Consider the following 22,572-nt stretch of genomic DNA (forward strand, 5'->3'; position numbering starts at 1 on the left):
TTATTCATTCATAACCTTCAAGATGGTCTTGGATAAGTGCCATAAATGCCACTCCAAAACGTTCGAGTTTACGCTCGCCAACACCATTAATTAACAATAATTCGGCTGGTGAAGTTGGAGTGTGCTCAGCCATTTCAATTAATGTTGCATCATTAAACACGACAAATGGTGGAATATTTTCTTCATCTGCAATGGACTTACGTAATTTACGCAGTTTCGCAAATAATTTTTTATCATAATTGCCATGATAAATTTTGTTTTGTTGATTACGGCTTTTTACCACTAAAACACGCGGAACTGCTAGTTTTAGTGCCGCTTCACCCCGTAATATAGGCCGTGCAGCCTCAGTTAATTGAAGCGCTGAAAAATGCGTAATATTCTGAGTGATCATACCTAAATGGATCAATTGGCGAATCACACTAACCCAATGTTCATTACTTTGTTCTTTACCGATACCGTAAACAGGCAGTTTGTCATGGCCTAAATCACGGATACGTTGATTATTAGCACCACGCAATACCTCTACAATATAGCCGATACCAAACCGCTGACCAACACGATAAATACAGGATAGCGCTTTTTGCGCATCCACTAACCCATCGTACTGTTTTGGCGGGTCTAAGCAAATATCACAGTTACCACAAGGCTGCTGACGATTTTCGCCAAAATAATTGAGTAACACCAAACGACGGCAGGTTTGTGCTTCAGCAAAAGCCGCGATGGCATTCAGCTTATGCCGTTCGATATCTTGCTGCATACCTGCAGGTTTTTCCTCAAGGCAACGACGTAACCATGCCATATCGGCCGGGTCATAAAATAAAATGGCTTCGGCCTCAACACCGTCACGCCCTGCTCGCCCTGTTTCTTGATAATACGCTTCGATATTACGTGGAATATCGAAATGAGCAACAAACCGAACGTTTGATTTATTAATTCCCATCCCAAAAGCCACTGTCGCCACGACAACTTGCAGATTATCTTTTAGAAATGCGTCTTGTACCCACTCCCGTTGAGCAGCCTCTAACCCTGCATGGTATGCTGCAACGCTTAGGCCTCGTTTTTGCAAGCGCTCTGTCGTTTCTTCAACCTTACTGCGACTGTTACAATAAACAATACCCGCTTTTCCTTTTTGGCCTTTAATAAAAAACCAAAGTTGATCTAACGGTTTATATTTTTCGACTAAGGTATAACGAATATTTGGCCTATCAAAGCTACTCACATGAACTAATGGCTCATGTAGCTCCAATAAGCGAATAATGTCTGCACGTGTGGTTTCATCTGCAGTTGCGGTTAACGCCATCACGGGTACATTAGGTAATGATTGCCGTAATTGGCCTAGCGCACGATATTCAGGGCGAAAATCGTGTCCCCATTGAGAAATACAGTGGGCTTCATCCACGGCTAGCAAAGTGATATTCCACCCTGCTAATTGGCTTAGGAAATAATCAGTTAATAGCCGTTCAGGGGCAACATAAAGTAATTTTATTTCCCCCTGACTGCACAGCTCCATGATTTGACGCTGTTCTTGTGACGTTTGTGATGAATTTAAACATGCCGCATTAACCCCATGTAACCTTAATTGGTCAACTTGGTCTTTCATTAATGATATTAATGGCGAAACGACCAGTGTGACCCCCTCTTTAACTAAAGCAGGGACCTGGTAGCAAAGGGATTTACCGCCCCCTGTTGGCATTAACACTAAGCAATCACGGTTATCTAAAATGGCCCCAATGACAGCATCTTGCCCGGGGCGAAATGACTGATAACCAAATGTACTATTAAGCACATGTTCAGCCAATGAAAGTTGGTTAATGACGCAAGCTGTGGACACAAACTTCCTCAATCGATAAAACAAGCCGCTGCCCAATTGAGCAGCGAAGTTGTTGATTTATGACTTGGTATTTCACTCAGAACTGAATAGAGCACTGAGTTTTTCTTCCATTACAACATATCGTTTAGCATAACACCGATACCAAAACGGGTTTGGCGATAATTGTAGTCTATCATCGACTCACCATATCCGCTAAACAACTGGGTATAAAAACGCACATGTTTACTAATTGGATAACTCCACCCCAACTCTGCACCACCGTAACCGGTATTCCAGTTATAGCGTCCAGTCGTAGTAAATACGCTATCTCCCAATGCATATCCTACCTTTAAGCGATAGTAGCCCATGTATTTGGTAATATCAGAATTATCATCACGCCCTTCACTTTCATGAATGCGGTACCAAGGTTTAAGGTCAACTTGCCAATTACCATTTTGCGCCATTGCCCTCGCATATACACGGTTCCAGCTGCGAGAGGTCGGTTCTGAGCGCCCATTTGACTCGTGGTTAAAGCCCGTTTCAATCTCACGTAACGTCCAACCCGCAAATTGGTAGTCAGTTAGCCAGCCAACAAACACCTGAGGCTCATAGTTGGTTTCTCTAAATGGTGAAGATTCTTTTTTATTGCTTAACTGCCACCAAGAACGTTGAGTATAAGAAACGGCTAAAATGGAATCATCACCAGCAATACCGGCCCATAATGGAAAAGCTAAACTTAGTTGAAATTTAACTTCATCCTTTAACGCATCATCGCCCCAATTATAGCTAGAAATCGCTTTTTTATTCATCGAGGAGGTATAGGTATAAATGATGTAATTCGATTCATACGGATACAATACAAATGGATTATCATGGTGTTGTAGTAATCCTGAAATGATGCTTCCACGTATTGGTAGGGTATTTTTGACATCTTGTTCAGGCTGAATACTTGTATTTTCAGTCGCAAACAGTGAAGCAGACCAAAAGCTGAGCACTGCACTTAACAAAATCGGTAAAGCGCGCATTAGTCATTCCTATTTCAACATCGTCCAAAAAAAGTTTGTCCTATTTTACACACAAAACTGAATAACTGTTGAAAGATTATTCATTCGTTTGTTAGAGACATAATTTACACGTAATGTTAACTTATTATTTACATATTTTTAAAGGATGAAAACGATGAATGACCGTACTTATACTTTAGAAGAAGCCAGTGAGTTAATGAGCCATGCATTTATTTATAAAATGCCATTTAACCAATTACTTGGGATTAAGTTAATGAGTCTAAATGATGATTTTGTTCAGCTTACCGTTGAAAATCGTCAGCAATTAATTGGTAATTTCACTCAGAACATTTTACATGGCGGTGTGATCGCTTCGGTTTTAGATGTTGCAGGAGGCATGGTGTGTATTAACCGTATTTTGCAGCGCATTAATCCATTAACTCATACTGAGATTGTCGACAAAATGTCTCGCATGGGAACAATCGACCTACGAGTTGATTATTTACGCCCTGGTCGAGGCCAACTTTTTACCGCCAGTGCCAGCTTATTAAGAGATGGTAATAAAATAGCCGTTACACGCTGCGAACTTCATAATGAAAACAATCAGCATATTGCGACAGCAACGGCAACTTACCTGGTGGGATAAAATAGATACAAATAATTAGTCACCTACTAAACTAATAACTTGTAAAAAAACCTGAGCAATGTCACATTAGTGGTATCAAAAATCGAGCTGCTTAAATCGGCTCGGTCTCTCTGTATAAGTATCTTTTTAGTCTTTAATTCAATTTCAGAGCCAACAATGAGCCAGCAAAATACTACCAAAGGCGTGTTATGTGCCTTAGGCGCCTATTTTATTTGGGGTGTCGCACCTATTTATTTTAAAAGTATCCAAGAAGTGCCCGCAGAAGAAATCCTGACTCATCGTATTATTTGGTCATTTTTCTTTATGATTTTATTATTAACCGTTTCACGCCATTGGAGTTATGTCCGCCAAGTACTGAAGCAACCAAAGAAAATATTAGTTCTTGGGGTGACGGCAACGACAATTGCATGTAACTGGTTAATTTATATTTGGGCAGTTAATAATGGTTATATGCTACAAGCTAGCTTAGGTTACTTTATTAACCCACTAGTTAACGTACTGTTTGGAATGCTATTTTTACAAGAACGTTTTCGCCGTATGCAGTGGATTGCTGTTAGTCTTGCACTAACGGGTGTATTGATCCAGCTTTGGCAATTCGGCTCAGTGCCTGTGATTGGTCTAAGTTTGGCCGTTACATTTGCTACCTACGGTTTATTACGTAAAAAATTAGGTGTCGATGCACAAACAGGGATGACATTCGAAACACTTTGGCTACTTCCTGTCGGTATTATCTTCTTATTATTTTTTGCAGATAGTCCAACTAGCGATATGGCAATGAATGATTGGCATTTAAATGCACTGCTAGTTGCCGCAGGGGTAATTACAACTGTGCCACTGTTACTATTTACAGAGGCAGCTAACCACTTAAGGCTGTCAACTCTAGGCTTTTTCCAATATATGGGGCCAAGTATTATGTTCTTACTCGCCGTGTTTATGTACGGTGAAGTGATGACACCTGAATTGTTAGTCACCTTTGGCTTTATCTGGGTTGCATTAATTTTATTTACATTAGATGCTTTATATACCCAGCAAAAACTGAGAAGAAAATAACGGATAACGGTTTTCAGAAACTCAGATGACCGATAAATAGCGTTAATATTAAATGCCGACTCTCGTTTTATATTTTAAACGAAGTCGGTGTTTCATTATATGGAACTTGAATAGTAAGTTTAATTAATGCAAATAGGCTATTTAATTTTATAGCCAATTCTTTGCCTGCCTCATAATAAATTAAGCTTAAATCAAATCTCGTTGTTCTTATCTATAATACCCATTGAGAAAAATAAATTTAACCATATAAAATCAATAAGTTAAACGAAAAAAATTCACCTTGATTTTCTATCCATAATGGCTATTATTTAATTTATCTTAAATCCACTTCAATTAATAAACATATCCATCAAACAACTCTTTGAAATAAAAGTAGTTGTTTATTTTTTTCAATTAATGATTGCTTAATAGGGACTTGGTAATTATATTGTACGCCGCTTGTATTCACCCCAGCGGATGGTGATGGTCCGATTCATCACTGACGTTTCATTAAAGTGCGCACGATGACATTTCATTTTAAAAATGTCCTGGTGCGAGGTTTTCTGAAATTGAATACAGCCGGTTCTAAAATTTAATTTAATACAATCATGTAGCGTTACGACTCTAAATAATTCGAAAATACAACTAGGCGGCAAGCAAAAGAGTAGCTAGGAGCATACAAAAGTATGTGACTAGTGCGAGCGAGCAAAGCCAACGACGTTGTGATTCGAAGTATGACGAGTACGGCTGCATTTTAGGTTCACTCGGCCTGTGCATTCAGACAGAGTTAACGTTGTTTAAGGGCTTTTGGGAAGGGCTTAAAAATGCAACAGAATACCGTTCAAATGAAACGCGTACTGACCACACCTGCGTTAGTTTTTTTCGGGCTGGCTTATATGGTACCACTCGGAATTTTCACCACCTATGGACAAGTAACTGTATTAAGTGAAGGCCATCTGCCTGTCGCTTATTTAATTACATTAGCTGCCGTCTTTTTCACTGCCATGAGCTATTGCCGCATGACAAGCGCACTTCCGCTTTCAGGATCTGCTTATTCATACGTGCAAAAAACCTTTGGCGGCACACTCGGGTTTTTAGTGGGTTGGGCACAACTGCTCGATTACCTCTTTCTACCTATTATTAACTACATTGCGATTGGGATCTTTGTTCACGAAGCGTTCCCCGATATCCCAATGTACGTCATTATTTGCAGCACAATTACAATTGTTAGCATCATGAATATTTTGGGAATTAAATTAGTTTCCTCAATGAATATGCTAATCATTTTAATGCAATTTGTATTTATTGCCGTGTTCCTATACTTGAGTTTTAAAACTTCATTTGTATTGGATACGGACGCTTTATTGGCGCCGATTACGGTCATGTCAGAACAAGTATCAGGGTTATTTGCAGGCGCAGCGGTACTTTGCTTAGCCTTCCTTGGCTTTGATGCGATCTCCACCATGGCAGAAGAAACCAAAGATGCACGTAGTGCGCTACCAAAAGCGATTTTATACACCGTGTTTATCGCAGGTACGCTGTTTGTCATCATTTCCTATGGTGCGCATCTGGTTTATCCGATGTGGCAAGATTTTATTCCTAATACCGATATTGCTAGCCTTGCGGTAATGAAACAAGTTGGTGGAGCGATGATGGCATCTAGCTTTATCACCGCTTATGTTATTGGTGTATTTGCCTCAGCAATGACCTCACAAGCCAGTATTGTACGCATTTTCTATGCGATGGGTCGTGAAGGTGTATTACCTCGTTCGCTGTTTGCTTATCTACATCCAAGGCTCAATACACCGATTTACTCGATTATTTTTGTTGCGCTAGCATCACTGCTTTCATTAGTGCTTTCGCTCAGCATGGTCGCTTCAATGATCAGTTTTGGTGCCTTAATTGCGTTCACTTTTGTGAATTTATCGGTCATTAAACATTTTTATATTGACCGTAAAGCACCACTGGATAATACAAAAATTATCACTTGCCTGATTATGCCTTCTATTGGTGTTATCCTAACATTATGGTTATGGACAAGTCTTGATAGCGAAGCCTTTAAAGTGGGTTTATGGTGGTTAGCTGCAGGTGCAATTTACTTAGCACTTCTGACCCATGGTTTTACTCGTCGTCCACCTGCAATCTCTGACGATGAAACTGAAATGATTATTAACTAAGCATTTCAAGTCTTATAAATGATTACGGGGGAGCACTTGCCTTCCCCGTTGTTTTTTTAGCGTTGGTGCCACCAAAGCACCACTGATACAGACGGTTTACAATGAATAATCAATTAGCTGACGTTATTTACTTTAACGGTTATATATATACTGCAGATGATAAAAATCGCGTTGTCGATGCGGTTGCTGTTCGTGATGGCTATATTCTTGCCACAGGCACCTCTGATGAACTTCATCAATATGTTGGTCCTGAGACAGAGAGTATCGATCTCGAAGGCAAAATGATGATGCCTGGTATCATTGATGGTCATATGCACCCTTTTTGGGGCGGTATTCAACTCTTCGGTTGCCATTTAAATTATGAATCGTTAACTATCGACCAAATTTTAGCACGCGTACAAGATCACCTCGATAAAGACCCGCGTACCGGGGAAAATGATTGGCTCAAAGTCACTGCATGGCTGCGCCAAGGTATGATCCCTGCAGGTGTTGATATGTACCGTGAAGATATGGACAAGCTCAATACGAAACGCCCTGTCGTCTTGTTTTCAAATGACTGCCATACATTGCTAGCAAATAGCCGTGCCCTCGAATTATTTGGTATCACCAAAGATACGCCTGAACCACCTGATGGTAAGATTGGTAAATACGAGAATGGTGAATTAAACGGTATTTTAGAAGATGCTCCCGCTATGCGTGCTGCCGATAGCATTCCTTCAATTCGTGATGACCAAGCTATTGAAGTTGCTGAATTAGTACAGAAAGTACTTAATCAGCAAGGTGTGACAATGGTGATGGATGCACGCGTTTCAGAACAACAGCTTGAAGCCTTTTCTCAATTACAACAACGTGGCGACCTTACGATCCGTTTCCAAGCTGCCCGTGAAATAACCCCTGATGAAACACCGGATGTTGCCTCAGTAGCGGCAGCTGTTGATAAAGCCGTTGCATTTGCCAAAAAATGGCACCAAGCCGATTGGACGCCAGCCCCTGGCATTGGCTTAAATAATATTAAAATGTTTGTTGATGGTGTGATGCAATTTCCTACAATGACAGCATCGTTATTGCAGCCATACCGTATCAATCAAGGCACGGATGACGCTCCGAATTGGGTAGAAACCGATAACTACGGTGATCTCTATTTCACGGCTGAAATTCTAGATGAATTAATGGAAAAAATTGCCGCTGCGGGCTATGACCCACACTTGCATACCGTTGGTGAAGGTGCCGTTTCTATCGTTTTAGATGCGATTGAAAAAATGCGTGCTGCTCACCCAGAAAAAGATATTCGCCCAGGGCTTGCTCATAATGAATTAGTCCATGCTGATGACTATGCCCGCTTTGCGCGCTTAAAAACCATCGCTTGCTTATCTTTCCAGTGGGCCGCCCCAACGCCAGAACTCGCCGCTTTTGAGAAAAAAATGCTCGGTGATGAACGTTTTGAGCAACTTGAACCAATCGCTAAATTTGTCGACGCTGGCGCGGTTGTTGCATTTGGTAGTGACTGGCCAATTGATGATTTCGACGAGTGGTATGATTTAAAAGTGGCTGCAACACGCCGTGGTCGTGACATAAATGGGCAAAAAGCGCCAAGACTTGATAATGACCGAGACTTAACGGTCATTGAGGTTTTACGCTCTGCGACGATAGACTCAGCTTATGCACAGCACCGTGAAGATGTACTTGGTTCATTAGAAGCAGGAAAATTTGCAGATATGATTGTGCTAGATCGCAATGTCTTTGAGATCCCTGCAGATGATATTGAGAATGTAAAAGTATTACGTACTATTATTGGCGGAAAAACTGTACATATTGCTTAATAATTTAATTATTTAGATAGCTAATTAAATAAACACCCCAAAGATTAAATAATATCTTGGGGTGTTTTTAATTGGGCATTTAATTCCAAACCTGAATACGCACAATTAAATCGGGAAATTACGAGGGAATAACTTCCCTCGTAAAGCAACATTACTCTTCGTAAGAAAACGTTGTTTGAACAACTGTATTTCCATGACTAATCACGATTAGACAAAGCCTATCTCGCATTAATACTGAAATACCAAACACGGTAATACACGCAAAAACAAACGCCACCACTGCGAACTTGCTCATTTCCCTTGACCTCTTAATGGTTAAGAGGCACAATCTCAACTGTTCAGGTTTAGATCGGGCCTCGTTGGTTAATAATAACTAACGGGGCTTTTTCCTTTCTAATCCAAACATTTCTTCCAACTTAATATGCTTAAACCAGAAAGGCTCAAGCACCCGCCAAAATAATAACAAAGTTTTATATCTCACTCACGTTTAATTCCATATAAATAAATAAAAATATAAATTTAATTATCTAATAGTTTATTTAAATAATTATTAGGTAAATAATCATTAATAGGTTTAAATTATTTACTTATATTTTTATCTCAGAAAATGACTAAAAATCCGTAATGCTAAAAATAGCGCTTGCAAAAGAAAAAAGTTACCGTTAGTATCCGCAGCGTTTTATATTCATCTACTAACTGCAAGGAGGTTTACCATGACAACAATTAATCAAACTCTTTGCGGGCACTCTCAGAAATAGTCACTCTCGTTAGTTAATCTATTTTCTTAAATTTGCCTGCTAATCACCTTATTTTTCAATTAAAAATGAGTTAATAGCTTATGGGCAATACCTTACATACTGTGGATCAGCAAGTTAGCTACATCGCCACAGAATCAACATGGATTGAAAGTAAAGCAATACAACAATTACAAACAACCGCAAACTTACCTGATATGGTATCCGTTGTCGGCATGCCTGACCTTCATCCAGGCCGCGGCTATCCAATTGGTGCTGCATTTTTCTCTACCAAGCGTTTTTACCCTGCGCTGGTTGGTAATGACATCGGTTGTGGAATGGCGCTGTTTCAAACGGATATTAAAAAATCGAAAGTTAACCTCGATAAACTCGAAAAACAACTTTTTGAAATGTCAGATCATGCGCCTCTATCTTGGCTTGAAGAACATGTCCCAGATAACATGCAATCACATGACTTTATGCCATCATTAAGTTCTATTGGTGGCGGGAATCATTTTGCTGAGTTTCAAGCCGTTGACGAAATATTAAACCCAGAATTATTCGGTATGAGTGGTTTGAATAAACAACAATTACTGTTATTAGTTCACAGTGGCTCTCGTGGTTTAGGCCAATCAATCCTTCGTCAACATGTAGAAAATCATAGTCATGATGGGCTTATAGATAGCTCTCAAGATGCTAAAAATTACTTAGAAGCGCATCAAAATGCCTTAGATTTTGCCCAACTAAATCGCCAAATGATCGGTTTACGTATGCTGCAACAAGTAAAGTCAAAAGGTAAATGCGTTCTCGACCTTAATCATAACCTAGTTGAATCTTGTAAAATCAATGGCATTGATGGGTGGATACATCGAAAAGGCGCCACGCCATCAGATCGCGGGCTAGTTATTATCCCTGGTTCTCGAGGTGATTACAGCTATCTGGTATCCCCACAGCCAAGTGAAGTTTGTCTGAATTCTCTTGCTCACGGAGCTGGCCGCAAGTGGATGCGAACTGAGTGTAAAGGGCGCTTATCTCATAAATATACACCGATTCAATTATCAAGAACGGCATTAGGCAGTCGTGTTATCTGTGCAAACAAACAATTGATTTACGAAGAAGCCCCACAATCTTATAAATCCATTGATACTGTAATTGAAAGCATGGTGAATATTGGCATCATCCAAGTTATTGCACGACTTAAGCCGGTTATCACCTATAAAACCAGTGGAGATTGCTCATGATATTGCTACAATTTTCCGCTGCTCAGGGGCCTGAAGAATGTTGTATTGCTGTTGAAAAGGCCCTTACCCGCTTTCTACAAGAGGCTAAAAAATATCATATCGCTTATGACGTACTGGAGTCATTTCCCTCTAAAAAAGGGCTAAAATCTGCCTTAGTTTGCCTAGAAGGTGAAGATGCAGAAATATTGGCCCAGTCTTGGTGCGGTACAGTCCAATGGCAATGCCAAAGCCCTATTAGGCCGCGACATAAACGTAAAAATTGGTTTTTGAGTGTCACCCGTTTCTCTCCCATTAAACCAATTGAAGAGAGTGGAATTGAATTTGAGTTCACCAAAGCGCAAGGGGCTGGAGGGCAGCATGTTAATAAAACGTCCTCAGCAGTTAGAGCTAAGCATGTTGCTACGGGAATTACAGTTAAAGTTCAATCTGAACGCAGCCAACACGCAAATAAAAAACTCGCAAAACAATTAATACAATGGAAACTTGATGAGTATCAATCGAAACAATCAAATACATTAGATAAACAGCGCCATCAATCTCACTATCAAATTGAACGAGGAAATGCGACTATGACTTTTATAGGAAATGAATTTAAACGATTAATATAAAATTAGTGCCACTTCGAATTAGAGGTGGCACATAATTTAATCCAACATTAGACAATATTTAATGATTCGATTTCTAAAGTAGATTATTTAAAATCATAAAGAATCGAATTATTCAATTTAGAGGAGTAGCAACCCACCTCAATAACCGAGCAATGGTCTTTTGGTACTGGGAAATAATTTACACTTTGTATTAATGATGACATATCATTATTAGAATTAATCATCACGGTATCACCAATATTTTTTTCGCTTAATTCCTTCAAAGCTTTTTCTAATTGGCGATTATACTCCGTTATACTAACACCTTGTTGAAATTGTTTAGAACCATAACCGAACTTATCAGTGCTGTTCATTTATAAACTCCTTTTATATAATTTAGTCACACAGCAGAAAATATAATTTAATATAAAAAAACCAAAGTTCAAATAAAGTTAACATCAAGAAAAACAGAAAATCAAATAAATATATTAAAATAACTATTATAAAATTTGTTATGTGTATAAATAATGAGAATACTTCTATCAGCCACCTCTATAAGAGGTGGTAATAGCCTGAACGGGTTAAAGTATTTTTTCAGTTAAAAACCACCCCGCGATACTTTCGCGAGTTTGTTCTGTCGGGAGCACTTCATGAGGAAATTCTTCTGACATGAAAAAGATCATACGACCTGCAATGGGTTCTAACTTAAACAATTGATTATCTTCTTGGTCATAGACAACCAATTCACCACCATCGCTAGGGTGCCATTGTTCATTCATATATAGAACTGTCGTAATTTTTCGTCGACCGACACCTCTTGGGTTATCCACGTGTTTCTTATAAAAACCACCATTTGGATAACGGCAAAAATGTGTTTCAAAATCACGTAGACCAAGATAAAGCTGACAGTTAAGTTCTTGCCTGACCTGCTCCATTTTATTGAGATAATGAACTATAGAACTCCCCATTTCGGGCTCCAACCAAACCGTTTGGTCGCCGCGAATCGCTTTATTGCCTTGTAATGAGTCCCGATGTCCAATACGTGCGTCTTGTAATGTATTCGGAATGCATTGTTTTATTTCTTTAACTTCGGACAGAGTCAAGAAATCGTCCCACACATACCAACCTTGTGAGGAAAGTGAATCAATAAGTTTATTAATTGACATGATGAGTGTTAGGAAGGTTATTCGGTAAAACTTTATACGGTAAGACAACAAAAAAATAAAATTAAAAACTCAAATCCTGATGATTAAAACATTCCATCAATACTAATCACTGAAAATATAATATTAATTATCATAGAGTAAGCAAAAATCACACTTGCCATCCAACCTTACATTAAAATTAAAAAAGGCATTCAACTTCTTTGTTGAATACCTTGAATTCAATAAATAAAACGATTGATTAGCTTAAATGGCCTGATAAACAAAATCCTGTTCTGCCTAAACCACCACAGTTATGGTGAGCAATACTATTCATTTTTGTTGGTGATTCTATTGCATTGTCCATTACAGAACTCACTTCATCAGGCATAGAGAAAGAAGATATTTGCTCGCTCAATGATTCCGATTTATTTTTCAATTCATTTTCTTGTAGGATAACACTATAATCTTTAAGCACTTTAATTTTAGACGATAAATAGTTGTCACTTATCTGACTGAATGCACCTTTATCTCTCCTTAAGGACTGAAATTTACTGCTTTGCTCCCTATTATACATTTTTATGTATGCTTTAGTTTCTCTATCCATAGAGTTATTAATATTTATTGCTTCTATTTTTATCCCGGAAAGTTGTTCGTTAATTTCTTTTTTTAAAACCTCCAGCTCAAGAATATAGGATTTCAATTGTGTAGAATCCAGTTTAGAATAATCAAACTCTTTATCACCAATTAATTTACCATGCAAGTTTTTAATTATTGACACACTATTTTGATGAGTTATTGAATTCTTTTTAACTTGATTTACTACATTTGACATCATTGTTTTTTCACTACCGGAGCTTCGAGTTTCTTTTTTGAGAAAAAATCTTAACGCTCTATTTGATAGACCACTAAATTGATTCAACGCCTTACCTAGCCCATTAACGTTAGCAGAAAAATCAGAAAGCTTTTTCGTATTAAAACAATCATATCTTCTATTAACTAAAACAGAATTAAAATCAGATTCAACTTTGTATTTAAAATGCATAAATATAATCCCTTATTTTACTTCACTTAAAAACATGAAAAATAATACCCATACAAAAATATAAAAACAAATTTTTTGTTTATATAAAATAAAAAATGACATCACCAATAAACATTAATGATATCATTTATAATGCATATATATATTTATAATAATTCCGTTTTCAATAACGCATGAATTATAAATAATTATTTATAAGCTCTCCAACCGCGCATAAGACGCTACCAGCCACTTAATCCCTTGACCTTGAAAGGCAATTTGCAAGCGGCAGTGTTCCCCACTACCTTCAAGGTTAATAATCGTGCCTTCACCAAATTTAGGGTGCATGACACGCTGACCTAGAGCATAACCCGAATCATTTTGGCTAATCGGTGTACCAAGGCGCTGATGGCTAACGGGTCTTGAAACCTGCGCTCTCAAGCGAACCTCCTCAACACACTCTATCGGTAACTCGCCAATAAAACGAGAAGGCCTGTGATAAACCTCTTTGCCATATAAACGACGGCTTTCTGCATAAGTAATCGTGAGTTTTTCCATTGCTCGGGTAATACCGACATAAGCAAGACGACGCTCTTCTTCAAGGCGACCACTTTCATCCATCGACATTTGACTTGGGAACATGCCTTCTTCCATGCCCACAATGAATACAACTGGAAACTCTAGGCCTTTAGCTGAATGCAAAGTCATCAATTGAACAGCATCTTGGCTGACATCCGCTTGCCCATCCCCAGCTTCCAATGCCGCATGAGAAAGAAAAGCCTGCAATGGCATTAAGTCTTGGTCTTCGTCTTGATAGCTAAAATCACGGGTTGCATTGACTAACTCTTCCAAGTTTTCAATGCGAGCCTGCGCCTTTTCGCCTTTTTCTTGCTCATACATCGCACGCAAGCCTGAGTCATTGATCACTCTATCTGCCTGAACGTGTAATGGCATATCTTGAGTTTCTTTGGCTAATGCATCGATTAATTCTAAGAAACGCTCAATTGCGGCCGCTGCACGACCTCCCAACACCTGCTCGCGAAGTAAGTACTCACAACTTTCCCATAGTGTTAGCTGTTGATCCCGTGCAGTTTGGCGAACAGTATCTAATGTTCTATCGCCGATGCCACGGGTTGGTGTATTGACCACACGTTCAAAGGAGGCATCGTCGTTGCGATTTGCTATTAATCTTAAATAAGAAAGTGCATCTTTAATCTCTTGGCGTTCAAAGAAACGTTGCCCACCATAAATACGATATGGCATTGCACCTTGGATGAGTGCTTCTTCCAATACACGAGACTGGGCATTACTACGGTACAACATGGCGCAATCTTGCAAGGCTCCACCATTTTCATGCCATTGTTTGATGCGGCCAACCACATAGCGTGCTTCATCTAACTCATTAAACGCACAGTAGAGGGATATTGGCTCGCCATCTCCGCCTTCCGTCCATAAGTTTTTCCCTAAGCGGTCACTGTTATTCGCAATCAGTGCGTTCGCCGCTTTTAAGATATTATTCGTTGAACGGTAATTTTGCTCTAGACGGATAGTTTCTGCGCCAGGAAAATCATTGAGAAAGCGCTGGATATTTTCAACTTGAGCACCACGCCAGCCATAGATTGACTGGTCGTCATCACCAACAATCATGACTTTGCCTGTATCCCCAGCGAGTACACGGATCCATGCGTACTGGATATTGTTGGTATCTTGAAATTCATCGACAAGAATATTGGTAAAGCGCTCACGATAATGCTGCAAGACATGGGGTTTATTCAGCCACAGTTCATGGGCGCGTAACAATAATTCCGCAAAATCCACCAGCCCGGCTCTATCACAAGCTTCTTGGTAAGCTTGGTATACCTTTAACCATGTGGCTTCAACTGGGTTACCATAGGCTTCAATGTGCTGAGGCCGCAGACCTTCATCTTTTTTGCCGTTGATGTACCACATCCCCTGACGAGGTGGCCATTGTTTTTCATCTAAATTCATCGCCTTAAGTAAACGACGAATTAAACGGTATTGGTCATCACTATCTAGAATTTGGAAGTCTTGTGGTAAATTAGCGTCCATATAATGTTGGCGCAATAAACGATGCGCTAAGCCGTGGAATGTTCCTATCCACATACCGCCTTCACTAGTACCAATCAATTGATTGATTCTATGGCGCATTTCTGCCGCTGCTTTGTTCGTGAATGTCACTGCCATAATTGAAAATGGAGAAGCATTTTCCACAGACATCAGCCATGCGATTCGATGCACTAGCACCCGAGTTTTACCACTACCAGCCCCCGCAAGGACAAGTAAATTGGTACGCGGTGCGGCAACCGCTTCGCGCTGTTTGTCGTTAAGACCTTCAAGCAGATAAGAGACGTCCATAGTTACCATCAAAGCAAAACAGTGGCTAACACCACTGTGAGGTTGTTGACAATGGCGAATGCCACTGTTTTTTTATACAGTAAATGATTATACCAATGATAAGAGAGAATCCAACCGCGAAATTTCCACATGCGGTAATAAACGCACCTCTTTCTCTTCCATCAGTGTTTTTTGGTTTGTGTTGATCCAGCAAGCTTGCATGCCACTGTTAATTGCACCTTCAACATCCGTTAGCAAGTTGTCACCAACATGAAGAATAAATTGTGGCTCAATCTCAAGCCGCTTCGCGGCTAAACGATACATATCGCAAAATGGCTTAGAGCGCCCGTCAGGCCCTGCTTTCAAGACAAATTGGAAATATTGACCTAACCCGCACGCTTCCGGTTCTGCATTTCCATTAGTGATCGCCACCAGCGGAATTTTTTCTGCCAGTTGGCACAGTGTTTCATGAGTAGACTTTGGGACATCAATTCTATTTCGCCAATAAGTGAAATGCGCCATGATGTCATCTGCCCCTTTTTGTGCGGCTTCTTTTGAGTAGCCATAATGGCAAAACATCATTTTGGAAGAAAGCCAACGCCAGCGTGAAATATCATGATAGATATCAGGTTCTTGCTCCTCGACAAGACGACGAAAAGCATAAAGATCTTCATTACTAAAATGATTAAAACGCGGGTCATATTCACGGACAAAACGTAAAACTTCTTCTTCCGTTTTATCAATAACTGGATGGTTATCGTAAAGCGTGTCATCCAAATCAAACGTGATCGCCAGAATGGGTGATAACGGACGGTAAAAATGCATTAAGGTTTCTCCCTCTTTGCTCTTGGATGAGCCACATCATAAACATTTGCTAAGTGCTGAAAATCAAGGTGCGTATAGATTTGTGTTGTCGATAAATTTGCATGCCCAAGAAGTTCTTGCACTCCACGTAAATTCCCACTTGATTCAAGGATATGTGTCGCAAAAGAGTGGCGTAATTTATGCGGGTTAATGTGGCTATTAACCCCTTGCTTTATACCCCATTGCTCAAAACGTTTCTGTACGTTCCGATTCGAAATACGTTTACCACTTTGGGTTGAAATAAAAACAGCGTCATCTTCTGGCTCATAGAGCTCTCGCATCTCAAGCCAACGCTGTAGCCAACTCACGGCAGTTTTTCCCATTGGCACCCTGCGTTCTTTACTCCCTTTCCCCATAACCCACACTTCACCCGTATTTAAATCAAGATGGCGAACATCTAGCCCAACTAGCTCAGATAAACGTAACCCTGCGCCGTACATCACTTCAAGCATCGTTCGGTCACGTACGACGAGCGGGTCACCACTCTCCATATTCAAAAGTTGGGAGACTTCATCCACATCCATATTTTTAGGAAGACGCTTTTTGGATTTAGGGGCATGAACGGCTTTTGCGGGATTTGCGGGTAATTCCCCTTGGTGCACCATCCAATCAAAAAAACTGCGCAGTGATGATAACCGCAACGCCATACTTGCGGCTTGTAAGCCCGATTTACGACTTTTAGCGGCAACGTTGCGCACAATCGTTGCATCAACTTTTTGCCATTCGTGGATATTTAGTGAGACTAACATTTCCACAATAACACTCAATTGGCGACGATAATTAGTTATCGTGACAGGGCTTAGCCGACGTTCAACACGCAGATAATACAGAAAGGCCTCAATTTGGGTCATCAGCCCTTCAGGCTGATTTTTTATAGGCGTTCTATCCATTGGCATAATAACCTCGGTAGAATCTGAGCGACTTTCTCCAACATGACCGTTCCCATACCATGTTGATAATGTTCACGATCCCGACTAGTAAAGATGACCATACCGGATTCACCATGCTGACCAAACAGTGAAATAGCGACTGAACCGACATTTAATGCATCAGGTAAAAGTAATTGAATTTCAGGGCCATTCAACCGACCGAGGTAGTTACGTTTATCGCCAAATCGTTGAATTCTCACGGGTTCAAATACACGACGCGAAATAACTAATTGATGCGCATCCAAAGGAGCGGATAAATGCCAGCTGTCACTAAACAAACGCACTTGAGCACCGGATAAACCCAGTTTTTTTGCCCAACGATTTAGCGCTAGCAGCATTTGCTGTAAACTTTCTGCTGATGACATTTCAATCACCAACACTAACAATTCATCAAAAAGCTCCACATTTTCGTGAGCTTGCTCAACCATAAAACGAATATCTTGTTCGAGCTCTTTGATTTTCAACCGTTGACGACTCATCACTAACTCAGGTAATGAGATAGCTTCCCGCACAACATGGGGTACTTTTAGCTGTTCCAACAGTTGCGCATTACGAAGAAAAAAATAGGGGTTTTCCGTTAAGTAGCGCACGACATCGACCTCATCAATTTGATGAGCCAATTCCTGTGCTTTTTTGGTTTTATCCATTTTTCCCTCTTCAGCTATTCAAAATTATAGTTGAATGACTCCGTCATAAACATGCGTTGCAGGGCCTGTCATATAAAGTGGCGCCCCAGGGCCTTCCCAGGAAATATCTAATGAGCCCCCTGGTAAATCAACTTTGACCCGCTTCGCCAGTAATCCTTGACTAATTCCAACCGCGACAGCGGCGCATGCCCCGCTACCACAAGCTTGAGTTTCCCCAGCCCCACGTTCATAAACGCGCAAGCGGATGTGGTCAGCACTGATAATTTCCATAAAGCCAATATTGGCACGTTCTGGAAAGCGCTCATGATTTTCTAAAGCGGGACCTAAAACTTCGACTTCTGCCGTATGAATACTTTCAACTTGAATGACACAATGCGGGTTACCCATTGAGACTACCCCACACAGAACTGTACGTTCTTGTGCTCGAATAATATAGGTTTTTTCTTCTTTAACTGCGCGAAATGGCACTCTCTGTGGTTCAAAATCAGGCACGCCCATATTAACGCAGACATCATCATTCTCATTTATGGTTAATGTCATACGGCCGGACTGAGTACTGACTTTGATTTTTTGCTTATTCGTTAAACCTTTAAGCCTGACAAAACGAGCAAAACAACGCGCACCATTGCCACATTGTGCAACTTCACTACCATCTGCATTAAAAATACGATAATGGAAGTCAAGGTCAGGGTCATAAGGTGCTTCAACCAATAGTAGTTGATCGAACCCAACTCCTGTGTGTCTATCCGCTAACCGACAAATCAATTCAGGCGAAAAATATACATTTTGTGTAACGCCATCGACAACCATGAAGTCATTGCCTAAGCCATGCATTTTAGAAAATTGCATTTCACGCTCCATAGAGGTGGCTTACTGATTATTTGTTGTTTGAGCAGGCTCTTTGGCAGTGCTGTCTTGTGCGGTAGGTTGCACATCAGATGCCTTAGCCGGTGCTGCAGTTTCTTCCGGCGGAAAATACAACGGGCCTTTTAAGCCACAGCCAGAAAGGGTAAATAAAACAACTAGTGCACTAAGCCCAATTAAACTTTTTTTCATTCTTTTTCGCCCGTATTGCTCACTTTTGACATCTGATAATTTACACAATAACAGGAGTGGCCTTGCAAATCACGCCTGTTTATCTAGCATGCGGATATTATATACTTTAGGCTAAATTTAGTCTGAAGTTTTTAGTGGGCATGCTTAGATTGACCCTGATGCAGATTCCCTCCTATAATTTCAGCTAACAATAATAATTTCAATTAACCCATTGTGAGCAAACAGGAAATTAATCGTGAATGACAGCGAATTTCATCAGCTAGCAGAAACGCTACTGAGCACCATCGAAGAGCATTTAGATAATTATGAGGGTGATGCCGATATTGATTGTGAAATCAATGGGGGTGTGATGACTCTTAGCTTTGAAGATGGCAGTAAAATTATTATCAACAAGCAAGAAGCATTCCACCAAATATGGCTAGCGACTAAACAGGGTGGGTACCATTATGATTATCAACAAGGTAATTGGGTTTGTGACCGCTCTGGGCATGAATTTAAAGCTAAATTAGCCGAGGCAATTGCCTTTCAAAGCCAAGAGCCCTTTTCATTTTAAGCATTACAAGTTTCGAAGGTGGGCAGCACGCTATACTGCCTGCCATTAATATCAATAATAGTGCGCTTGTGGGTGCGGTGATTGGTTCGAATGCACTTCATACCCAACGTCATCATCTTCTTCCGCTGTGAATGGCCATGTTGCCCCGGAAAATGCAACAACTTGATTTTTACCATCTTGATTAATGATTTGGTAAAATTGCGGTAAATTGAAATTGATAAAGTTTGCGCCATAGGTAAACCGGTCATGGGAAGAAGAATAGAATTTACTCACGTCACGAACAAGATCTTCTTTCGACCCCTCACAGTGAGAATAAATTTCAACCCGATTCGCCTCATCTAAAACATAAATATTAAAACCGGTATTATCTGCCGTATTTTCAAAGAAAAACTGTACAATCCCTTCACTCGCATAGCCATCAACAACTGCAGGTAAATGGTTATCACTCTTCGCCTGAAGTTTAACGGGCCAGCCATGTAGTTTGTTATGGGAGATAGCCCCGTAGAACTCAACCGCATTCTCAAGTTTTTGTACCGATACGTTCAGACGCTCAAAGAATAACCCCCACGTCTGCCCCGCGATACGCAATGCTTTAAAACGCCCAGGGTCATTTCGGTTGCTTGACAAACGCAATTCAACACACTCAGATACCAACTGTTGTACACGAGTACGGATCAACCCACGTAAGTGCTCACTATAACAAAACACCTCAACCGCTTCAGGAGGCGATGCATCTTGATGCATTTTCCCTAAAATGGTTTTAAGTGCTTCTAACATGCACTGTTCTCCGCTGAAATGTAGCGTTCTTACCTCATTCCACGAATTACGATACAACAAGTCAATGCTACCAATCAGGCACTGTTGTGATTCCCCAAAACTGAAAATATCCAGTTTTCTAAAATCAACATGAACGACTTGCTCAGAATATACCTGTGTTGGATCTTTTTCTAAGTTAACAATGATTGCAAGATGGCGAATTTCACATGGACTATAAAGCGCTTTTGGCGTTGGGGCTGGTAACCTGATAGGGAAATGGCTTGAAACATCGTGCATCAGTTCAAGCAATTTTCGTTCATCACACTGGGATTTCCCATTATGCATGTAAACCTGGGTGGTTTCAGTCAGCAAACCATTAAAATAAGCCCATGCCACTAATTTATTTAAATAGCGGTTATATTCAAGAGGTTGATGGCCAATAATGGCATCAATATTTGGCGCTTGGTTATACAAATACCAGCCGCTACGGTTAGCTCGCCCCTCTGGCACATAAATAAAGGTTAAATGCGCTTCGCTCAAATCAGGTGAGATTTGTGGATTAACTAACGTCACCTTCCCCGGGAGAGCTTCGAAAGCCGCATATAATTTACGGGTTAATACTCCAATATCTTGTGGGCTTGCACTAACACTTAAATTATTTCTACGGGCAAAGCGAATGAGGTTACGATAGCTTTGCATCATCGTATCAAGTAACTCGTTATGTGCTTCACGGACACGCTCAATTTTCCATTGATTGCGTGTATCGAGTATCGACAAACGCTCTGATCCCCACCCCCATGATTCAACCAATTGAGACAACACATCACGGCGCCAACCTGCGCAAGTATTCCCCTCTTCTTCAGATAGTTTTTCGCATACTTTCAGGTAGAAACAACGGCGGATAAGGTCAAGACGGGTTAAATCATTAATTTCAGTCAGGTAACGTGTCACACGCTCTAACATTAAGCAGTATGAGTCCAAGCCATAACACACAATTTCGCCTGCATGTAAATGACGCTTAAACTCCATGGCTAATAATTTACCGTTAGGGTAATCCCATGAATAGGATTCCAGCAAAATACTCTTCAATACCGCTTTATAAGGGGAATCAACACTTTTATACAACTGCCATAGGCTTGCACCGAAATATTCCGCGGCAGAAAGCTCACTTAACCCGCCTAAATCAAGCCATTCGTTCGGTGTTAGCACTCCTTGTGCATATAACCCCATAACATATTCATCGTAATGCTGCTCTTCTTCAACCGGCACCATGGTCCACAGCAAACGTTTACCCGCCATACGTACAGCGGTTCGATAAAATTCATCTAACAATAGGATGTGTTGCGTTGAACCACAGTTTTCCCCACCAATATGCCCACTGGCATGATGGCGAAAACGATTTTCATCGATTAAAAACACAGTGACATCAATCCCTAAAGATGCTGCCCACTGTTCAATTAAGGTGCATTTTTTTTGCAAAAAACGTTTTTCTTCGTGGTCCAACCAAGACGGATGACAAACCCAAACGTCGATATCTGAACACTGGCTTTGCCCAACAGATGAAGTGCTACCCATCGAATAAATGCCTGTAATCGGTAATTCACCGTTCGCTTCAGTTTCAATCGCGGGTAAAAAACGTTCAAAAGGTGCCAACCATTTTTTTTGCTCTGCATCAGGAGAGAAAAAGCAGACACCATGAGGGACATTACCTTCAATAAAACCAGGCATCATGGGATGATGATAATGAAACAAGACAGGCAGCAAGCTATAAACCTTCGAGAAGGTTTCACTCATAGAAGCTGTTGCACGTTCTAACCGTAATTGGTTTATTGCATCCAGTCTTTGTTTTAAGGTTTCAATATAGAGATACAAAGGTTACGCCTGATTGAATGAAAGTAATACAAACCTGAGAATTTCCCAGCACCCAACAGATAGAGATAGATTTAAAATAATTTTCAAATGGATTGTCGGAAACGTGATCAATTTAACACCTTGCATCAAAAGGGTAAAGTAGATCACATAATTTTACGCGCTTATTTTTGATACAAAATGCTTTTCAACATATTGTATAAAAAGGCTTTTTATTTTTTAATCTGTAAAATATCCCTTGTTTTTCAATGGAATAATTTCTTTTTACTCTGTTGTTTAGTAAAACAGCAAAACCAAACGATATTAAGTACAATACGCACAGCGTCTGT

Annotated in this window: 20 protein-coding genes; 7 read left to right on the plus strand and 13 right to left on the minus strand. The window is 40.2% G+C overall.

All coding sequences use genetic code 11. The annotated features are described in order from the left end of the window. Positions 1–4 precede the first annotated feature (4 nt). The gene (gene recQ, locus P3L37_RS18140; RefSeq protein ID WP_110731580.1) at positions 5–1,831 is read right to left on the minus strand and encodes an ATP-dependent DNA helicase RecQ; all 1,827 of its coding nucleotides are present in this window, start codon (positions 1,829–1,831) and stop codon (positions 5–7) included. Positions 1,832–1,941: 110 nt separating this feature from the next. Beyond that, positions 1,942–2,835 carry a phospholipase A gene (gene pldA, locus P3L37_RS18145; protein ID WP_004907375.1) on the minus strand — a complete coding sequence of 298 codons (894 nt, stop codon included), beginning with the start codon at positions 2,833–2,835 and terminating at the stop codon, positions 1,942–1,944. A 154-nt stretch (positions 2,836–2,989) separates the two neighbouring features. Between pldA and P3L37_RS18150 the strand changes: the two genes are divergently transcribed. From P3L37_RS18150 to P3L37_RS18165, 4 genes are all read left to right on the plus strand, one after another. After that, on the plus strand, positions 2,990–3,460 hold the full coding sequence (locus tag P3L37_RS18150) for a thioesterase family protein (protein ID WP_004907373.1): 471 nt from the start codon (positions 2,990–2,992) through the stop codon (positions 3,458–3,460). 156 nt (positions 3,461–3,616) lie between these two features. Continuing rightward, entirely contained in the window at positions 3,617–4,510 is an 894-nt protein-coding gene (rarD, locus tag P3L37_RS18155; RefSeq protein WP_109912148.1) for an EamA family transporter RarD, read from the plus strand. Between the two features lie 803 nt (positions 4,511–5,313). After that, positions 5,314–6,666, plus strand: coding sequence for an APC family permease (locus P3L37_RS18160; protein ID WP_004907367.1), 1,353 nt, complete (start codon positions 5,314–5,316; stop codon positions 6,664–6,666). 101 nt (positions 6,667–6,767) lie between these two features. Next, complete coding sequence (locus tag P3L37_RS18165; protein WP_109912150.1) at positions 6,768–8,486, plus strand: amidohydrolase; 1,719 nt, start codon at positions 6,768–6,770, stop codon at positions 8,484–8,486. A 151-nt stretch (positions 8,487–8,637) separates the two neighbouring features. Here P3L37_RS18165 and P3L37_RS18170 read toward each other — a convergent pair whose 3' ends face one another. Further along, positions 8,638–8,781 (minus strand): Hok/Gef family protein, encoded by a 144-nt coding sequence (locus tag P3L37_RS18170; RefSeq protein WP_109912151.1) that lies wholly within the window; start codon positions 8,779–8,781, stop codon positions 8,638–8,640. 543 nt (positions 8,782–9,324) lie between these two features. Between P3L37_RS18170 and P3L37_RS18175 the strand changes: the two genes are divergently transcribed. Beyond that, the gene (locus P3L37_RS18175; protein WP_110731579.1) at positions 9,325–10,461 is read left to right on the plus strand and encodes an RNA ligase RtcB family protein; all 1,137 of its coding nucleotides are present in this window, start codon (positions 9,325–9,327) and stop codon (positions 10,459–10,461) included. Next, entirely contained in the window at positions 10,458–11,069 is a 612-nt protein-coding gene (gene prfH / locus P3L37_RS18180) for a peptide chain release factor H (protein ID WP_272667479.1), read from the plus strand. Before P3L37_RS18175 ends, prfH begins: the two co-directional genes overlap by 4 nt. Before the next feature lie 83 nt (positions 11,070–11,152). On the opposite strand, the gene P3L37_RS18185 is transcribed toward prfH, so the two are convergent. From P3L37_RS18185 to lptM, 9 genes are all read right to left on the minus strand, one after another. Further along, complete coding sequence (locus tag P3L37_RS18185; RefSeq protein WP_109912154.1) at positions 11,153–11,422, minus strand: hypothetical protein; 270 nt, start codon at positions 11,420–11,422, stop codon at positions 11,153–11,155. Between the two features lie 207 nt (positions 11,423–11,629). Further along, positions 11,630–12,214, minus strand: coding sequence for a 2OG-Fe(II) oxygenase (locus tag P3L37_RS18190; protein ID WP_109912155.1), 585 nt, complete (start codon positions 12,212–12,214; stop codon positions 11,630–11,632). A gap of 238 nt (positions 12,215–12,452) precedes the next feature. After that, complete coding sequence (locus tag P3L37_RS18195; RefSeq protein WP_109912156.1) at positions 12,453–13,235, minus strand: hypothetical protein; 783 nt, start codon at positions 13,233–13,235, stop codon at positions 12,453–12,455. A 192-nt stretch (positions 13,236–13,427) separates the two neighbouring features. Beyond that, entirely contained in the window at positions 13,428–15,590 is a 2,163-nt protein-coding gene (gene uvrD / locus P3L37_RS18200) for a DNA helicase II (RefSeq protein WP_004907350.1), read from the minus strand. Between the two features lie 87 nt (positions 15,591–15,677). Next, positions 15,678–16,394, minus strand: coding sequence for a 5-amino-6-(5-phospho-D-ribitylamino)uracil phosphatase YigB (yigB, locus tag P3L37_RS18205; RefSeq protein WP_004907349.1), 717 nt, complete (start codon positions 16,392–16,394; stop codon positions 15,678–15,680). Beyond that, a complete protein-coding gene (xerC, locus tag P3L37_RS18210) occupies positions 16,394–17,323 on the minus strand; it encodes a tyrosine recombinase XerC (RefSeq protein ID WP_042851726.1) in 930 nt (309 codons plus the stop codon). The genes yigB and xerC overlap by 1 nt, the downstream gene beginning before the upstream one ends. Beyond that, positions 17,305–18,009: a DUF484 family protein gene (locus P3L37_RS18215; RefSeq protein WP_109912157.1), complete on the minus strand. Its 705-nt coding sequence runs from the start codon at positions 18,007–18,009 to the stop codon at positions 17,305–17,307. Before P3L37_RS18215 ends, xerC begins: the two co-directional genes overlap by 19 nt. 24 nt (positions 18,010–18,033) lie before the next feature. After that, a complete protein-coding gene (gene dapF, locus P3L37_RS18220; protein WP_004907339.1) occupies positions 18,034–18,858 on the minus strand; it encodes a diaminopimelate epimerase in 825 nt (274 codons plus the stop codon). 21 nt (positions 18,859–18,879) lie between these two features. Continuing rightward, the gene (lptM, locus tag P3L37_RS18225; protein ID WP_004906065.1) at positions 18,880–19,065 is read right to left on the minus strand and encodes an LPS translocon maturation chaperone LptM; all 186 of its coding nucleotides are present in this window, start codon (positions 19,063–19,065) and stop codon (positions 18,880–18,882) included. 235 nt (positions 19,066–19,300) lie between these two features. On the opposite strand from lptM, the gene cyaY reads away from it, so the two are divergent. Then, positions 19,301–19,618, plus strand: coding sequence for an iron donor protein CyaY (cyaY, locus tag P3L37_RS18230; RefSeq protein ID WP_004907335.1), 318 nt, complete (start codon positions 19,301–19,303; stop codon positions 19,616–19,618). A gap of 51 nt (positions 19,619–19,669) precedes the next feature. Here the strand turns inward: cyaY and P3L37_RS18235 are convergent, their stop codons facing one another. Beyond that, positions 19,670–22,246: a class I adenylate cyclase gene (locus P3L37_RS18235; RefSeq protein WP_004907332.1), complete on the minus strand. Its 2,577-nt coding sequence runs from the start codon at positions 22,244–22,246 to the stop codon at positions 19,670–19,672. Positions 22,247–22,572: the final 326 nt, after the last annotated feature.

Origin of the sequence: Providencia sp. PROV114 (assembly GCF_032704305.1) — a bacterium.
Classification (GTDB): Bacteria; Pseudomonadota; Gammaproteobacteria; order Enterobacterales; family Enterobacteriaceae; genus Providencia; species Providencia rettgeri.

Bases quoted from the DNA above. Each gene is read 5' to 3' on its own strand.
- pldA (WP_004907375.1), bottom strand. From the start codon at position 2,835: ATGCGCGCTTTACCGATTTTGTTAAGTGCAGTGCTCAGCTTTTGGTCT.
- P3L37_RS18150 (WP_004907373.1), top strand. From the start codon at position 2,990: ATGAATGACCGTACTTATACTTTAGAAGAAGCCAGTGAGTTAATGAGC.
- rarD (WP_109912148.1), top strand. From the start codon at position 3,617: ATGAGCCAGCAAAATACTACCAAAGGCGTGTTATGTGCCTTAGGCGCC.
- P3L37_RS18160 (WP_004907367.1), top strand. From the start codon at position 5,314: ATGCAACAGAATACCGTTCAAATGAAACGCGTACTGACCACACCTGCG.
- P3L37_RS18165 (WP_109912150.1), top strand. From the start codon at position 6,768: ATGAATAATCAATTAGCTGACGTTATTTACTTTAACGGTTATATATAT.
- P3L37_RS18170 (WP_109912151.1), bottom strand. From the start codon at position 8,781: ATGAGCAAGTTCGCAGTGGTGGCGTTTGTTTTTGCGTGTATTACCGTG.
- P3L37_RS18175 (WP_110731579.1), top strand. From the start codon at position 9,325: ATGGGCAATACCTTACATACTGTGGATCAGCAAGTTAGCTACATCGCC.
- prfH (WP_272667479.1), top strand. From the start codon at position 10,458: ATGATATTGCTACAATTTTCCGCTGCTCAGGGGCCTGAAGAATGTTGT.
- P3L37_RS18185 (WP_109912154.1), bottom strand. From the start codon at position 11,422: ATGAACAGCACTGATAAGTTCGGTTATGGTTCTAAACAATTTCAACAA.
- P3L37_RS18190 (WP_109912155.1), bottom strand. From the start codon at position 12,214: ATGTCAATTAATAAACTTATTGATTCACTTTCCTCACAAGGTTGGTAT.
- P3L37_RS18195 (WP_109912156.1), bottom strand. From the start codon at position 13,235: ATGCATTTTAAATACAAAGTTGAATCTGATTTTAATTCTGTTTTAGTT.
- uvrD (WP_004907350.1), bottom strand. From the start codon at position 15,590: ATGGACGTCTCTTATCTGCTTGAAGGTCTTAACGACAAACAGCGCGAA.
- yigB (WP_004907349.1), bottom strand. From the start codon at position 16,394: ATGCATTTTTACCGTCCGTTATCACCCATTCTGGCGATCACGTTTGAT.
- xerC (WP_042851726.1), bottom strand. From the start codon at position 17,323: ATGGATAGAACGCCTATAAAAAATCAGCCTGAAGGGCTGATGACCCAA.
- P3L37_RS18215 (WP_109912157.1), bottom strand. From the start codon at position 18,009: ATGGATAAAACCAAAAAAGCACAGGAATTGGCTCATCAAATTGATGAG.
- dapF (WP_004907339.1), bottom strand. From the start codon at position 18,858: ATGCAATTTTCTAAAATGCATGGCTTAGGCAATGACTTCATGGTTGTC.
- lptM (WP_004906065.1), bottom strand. From the start codon at position 19,065: ATGAAAAAAAGTTTAATTGGGCTTAGTGCACTAGTTGTTTTATTTACC.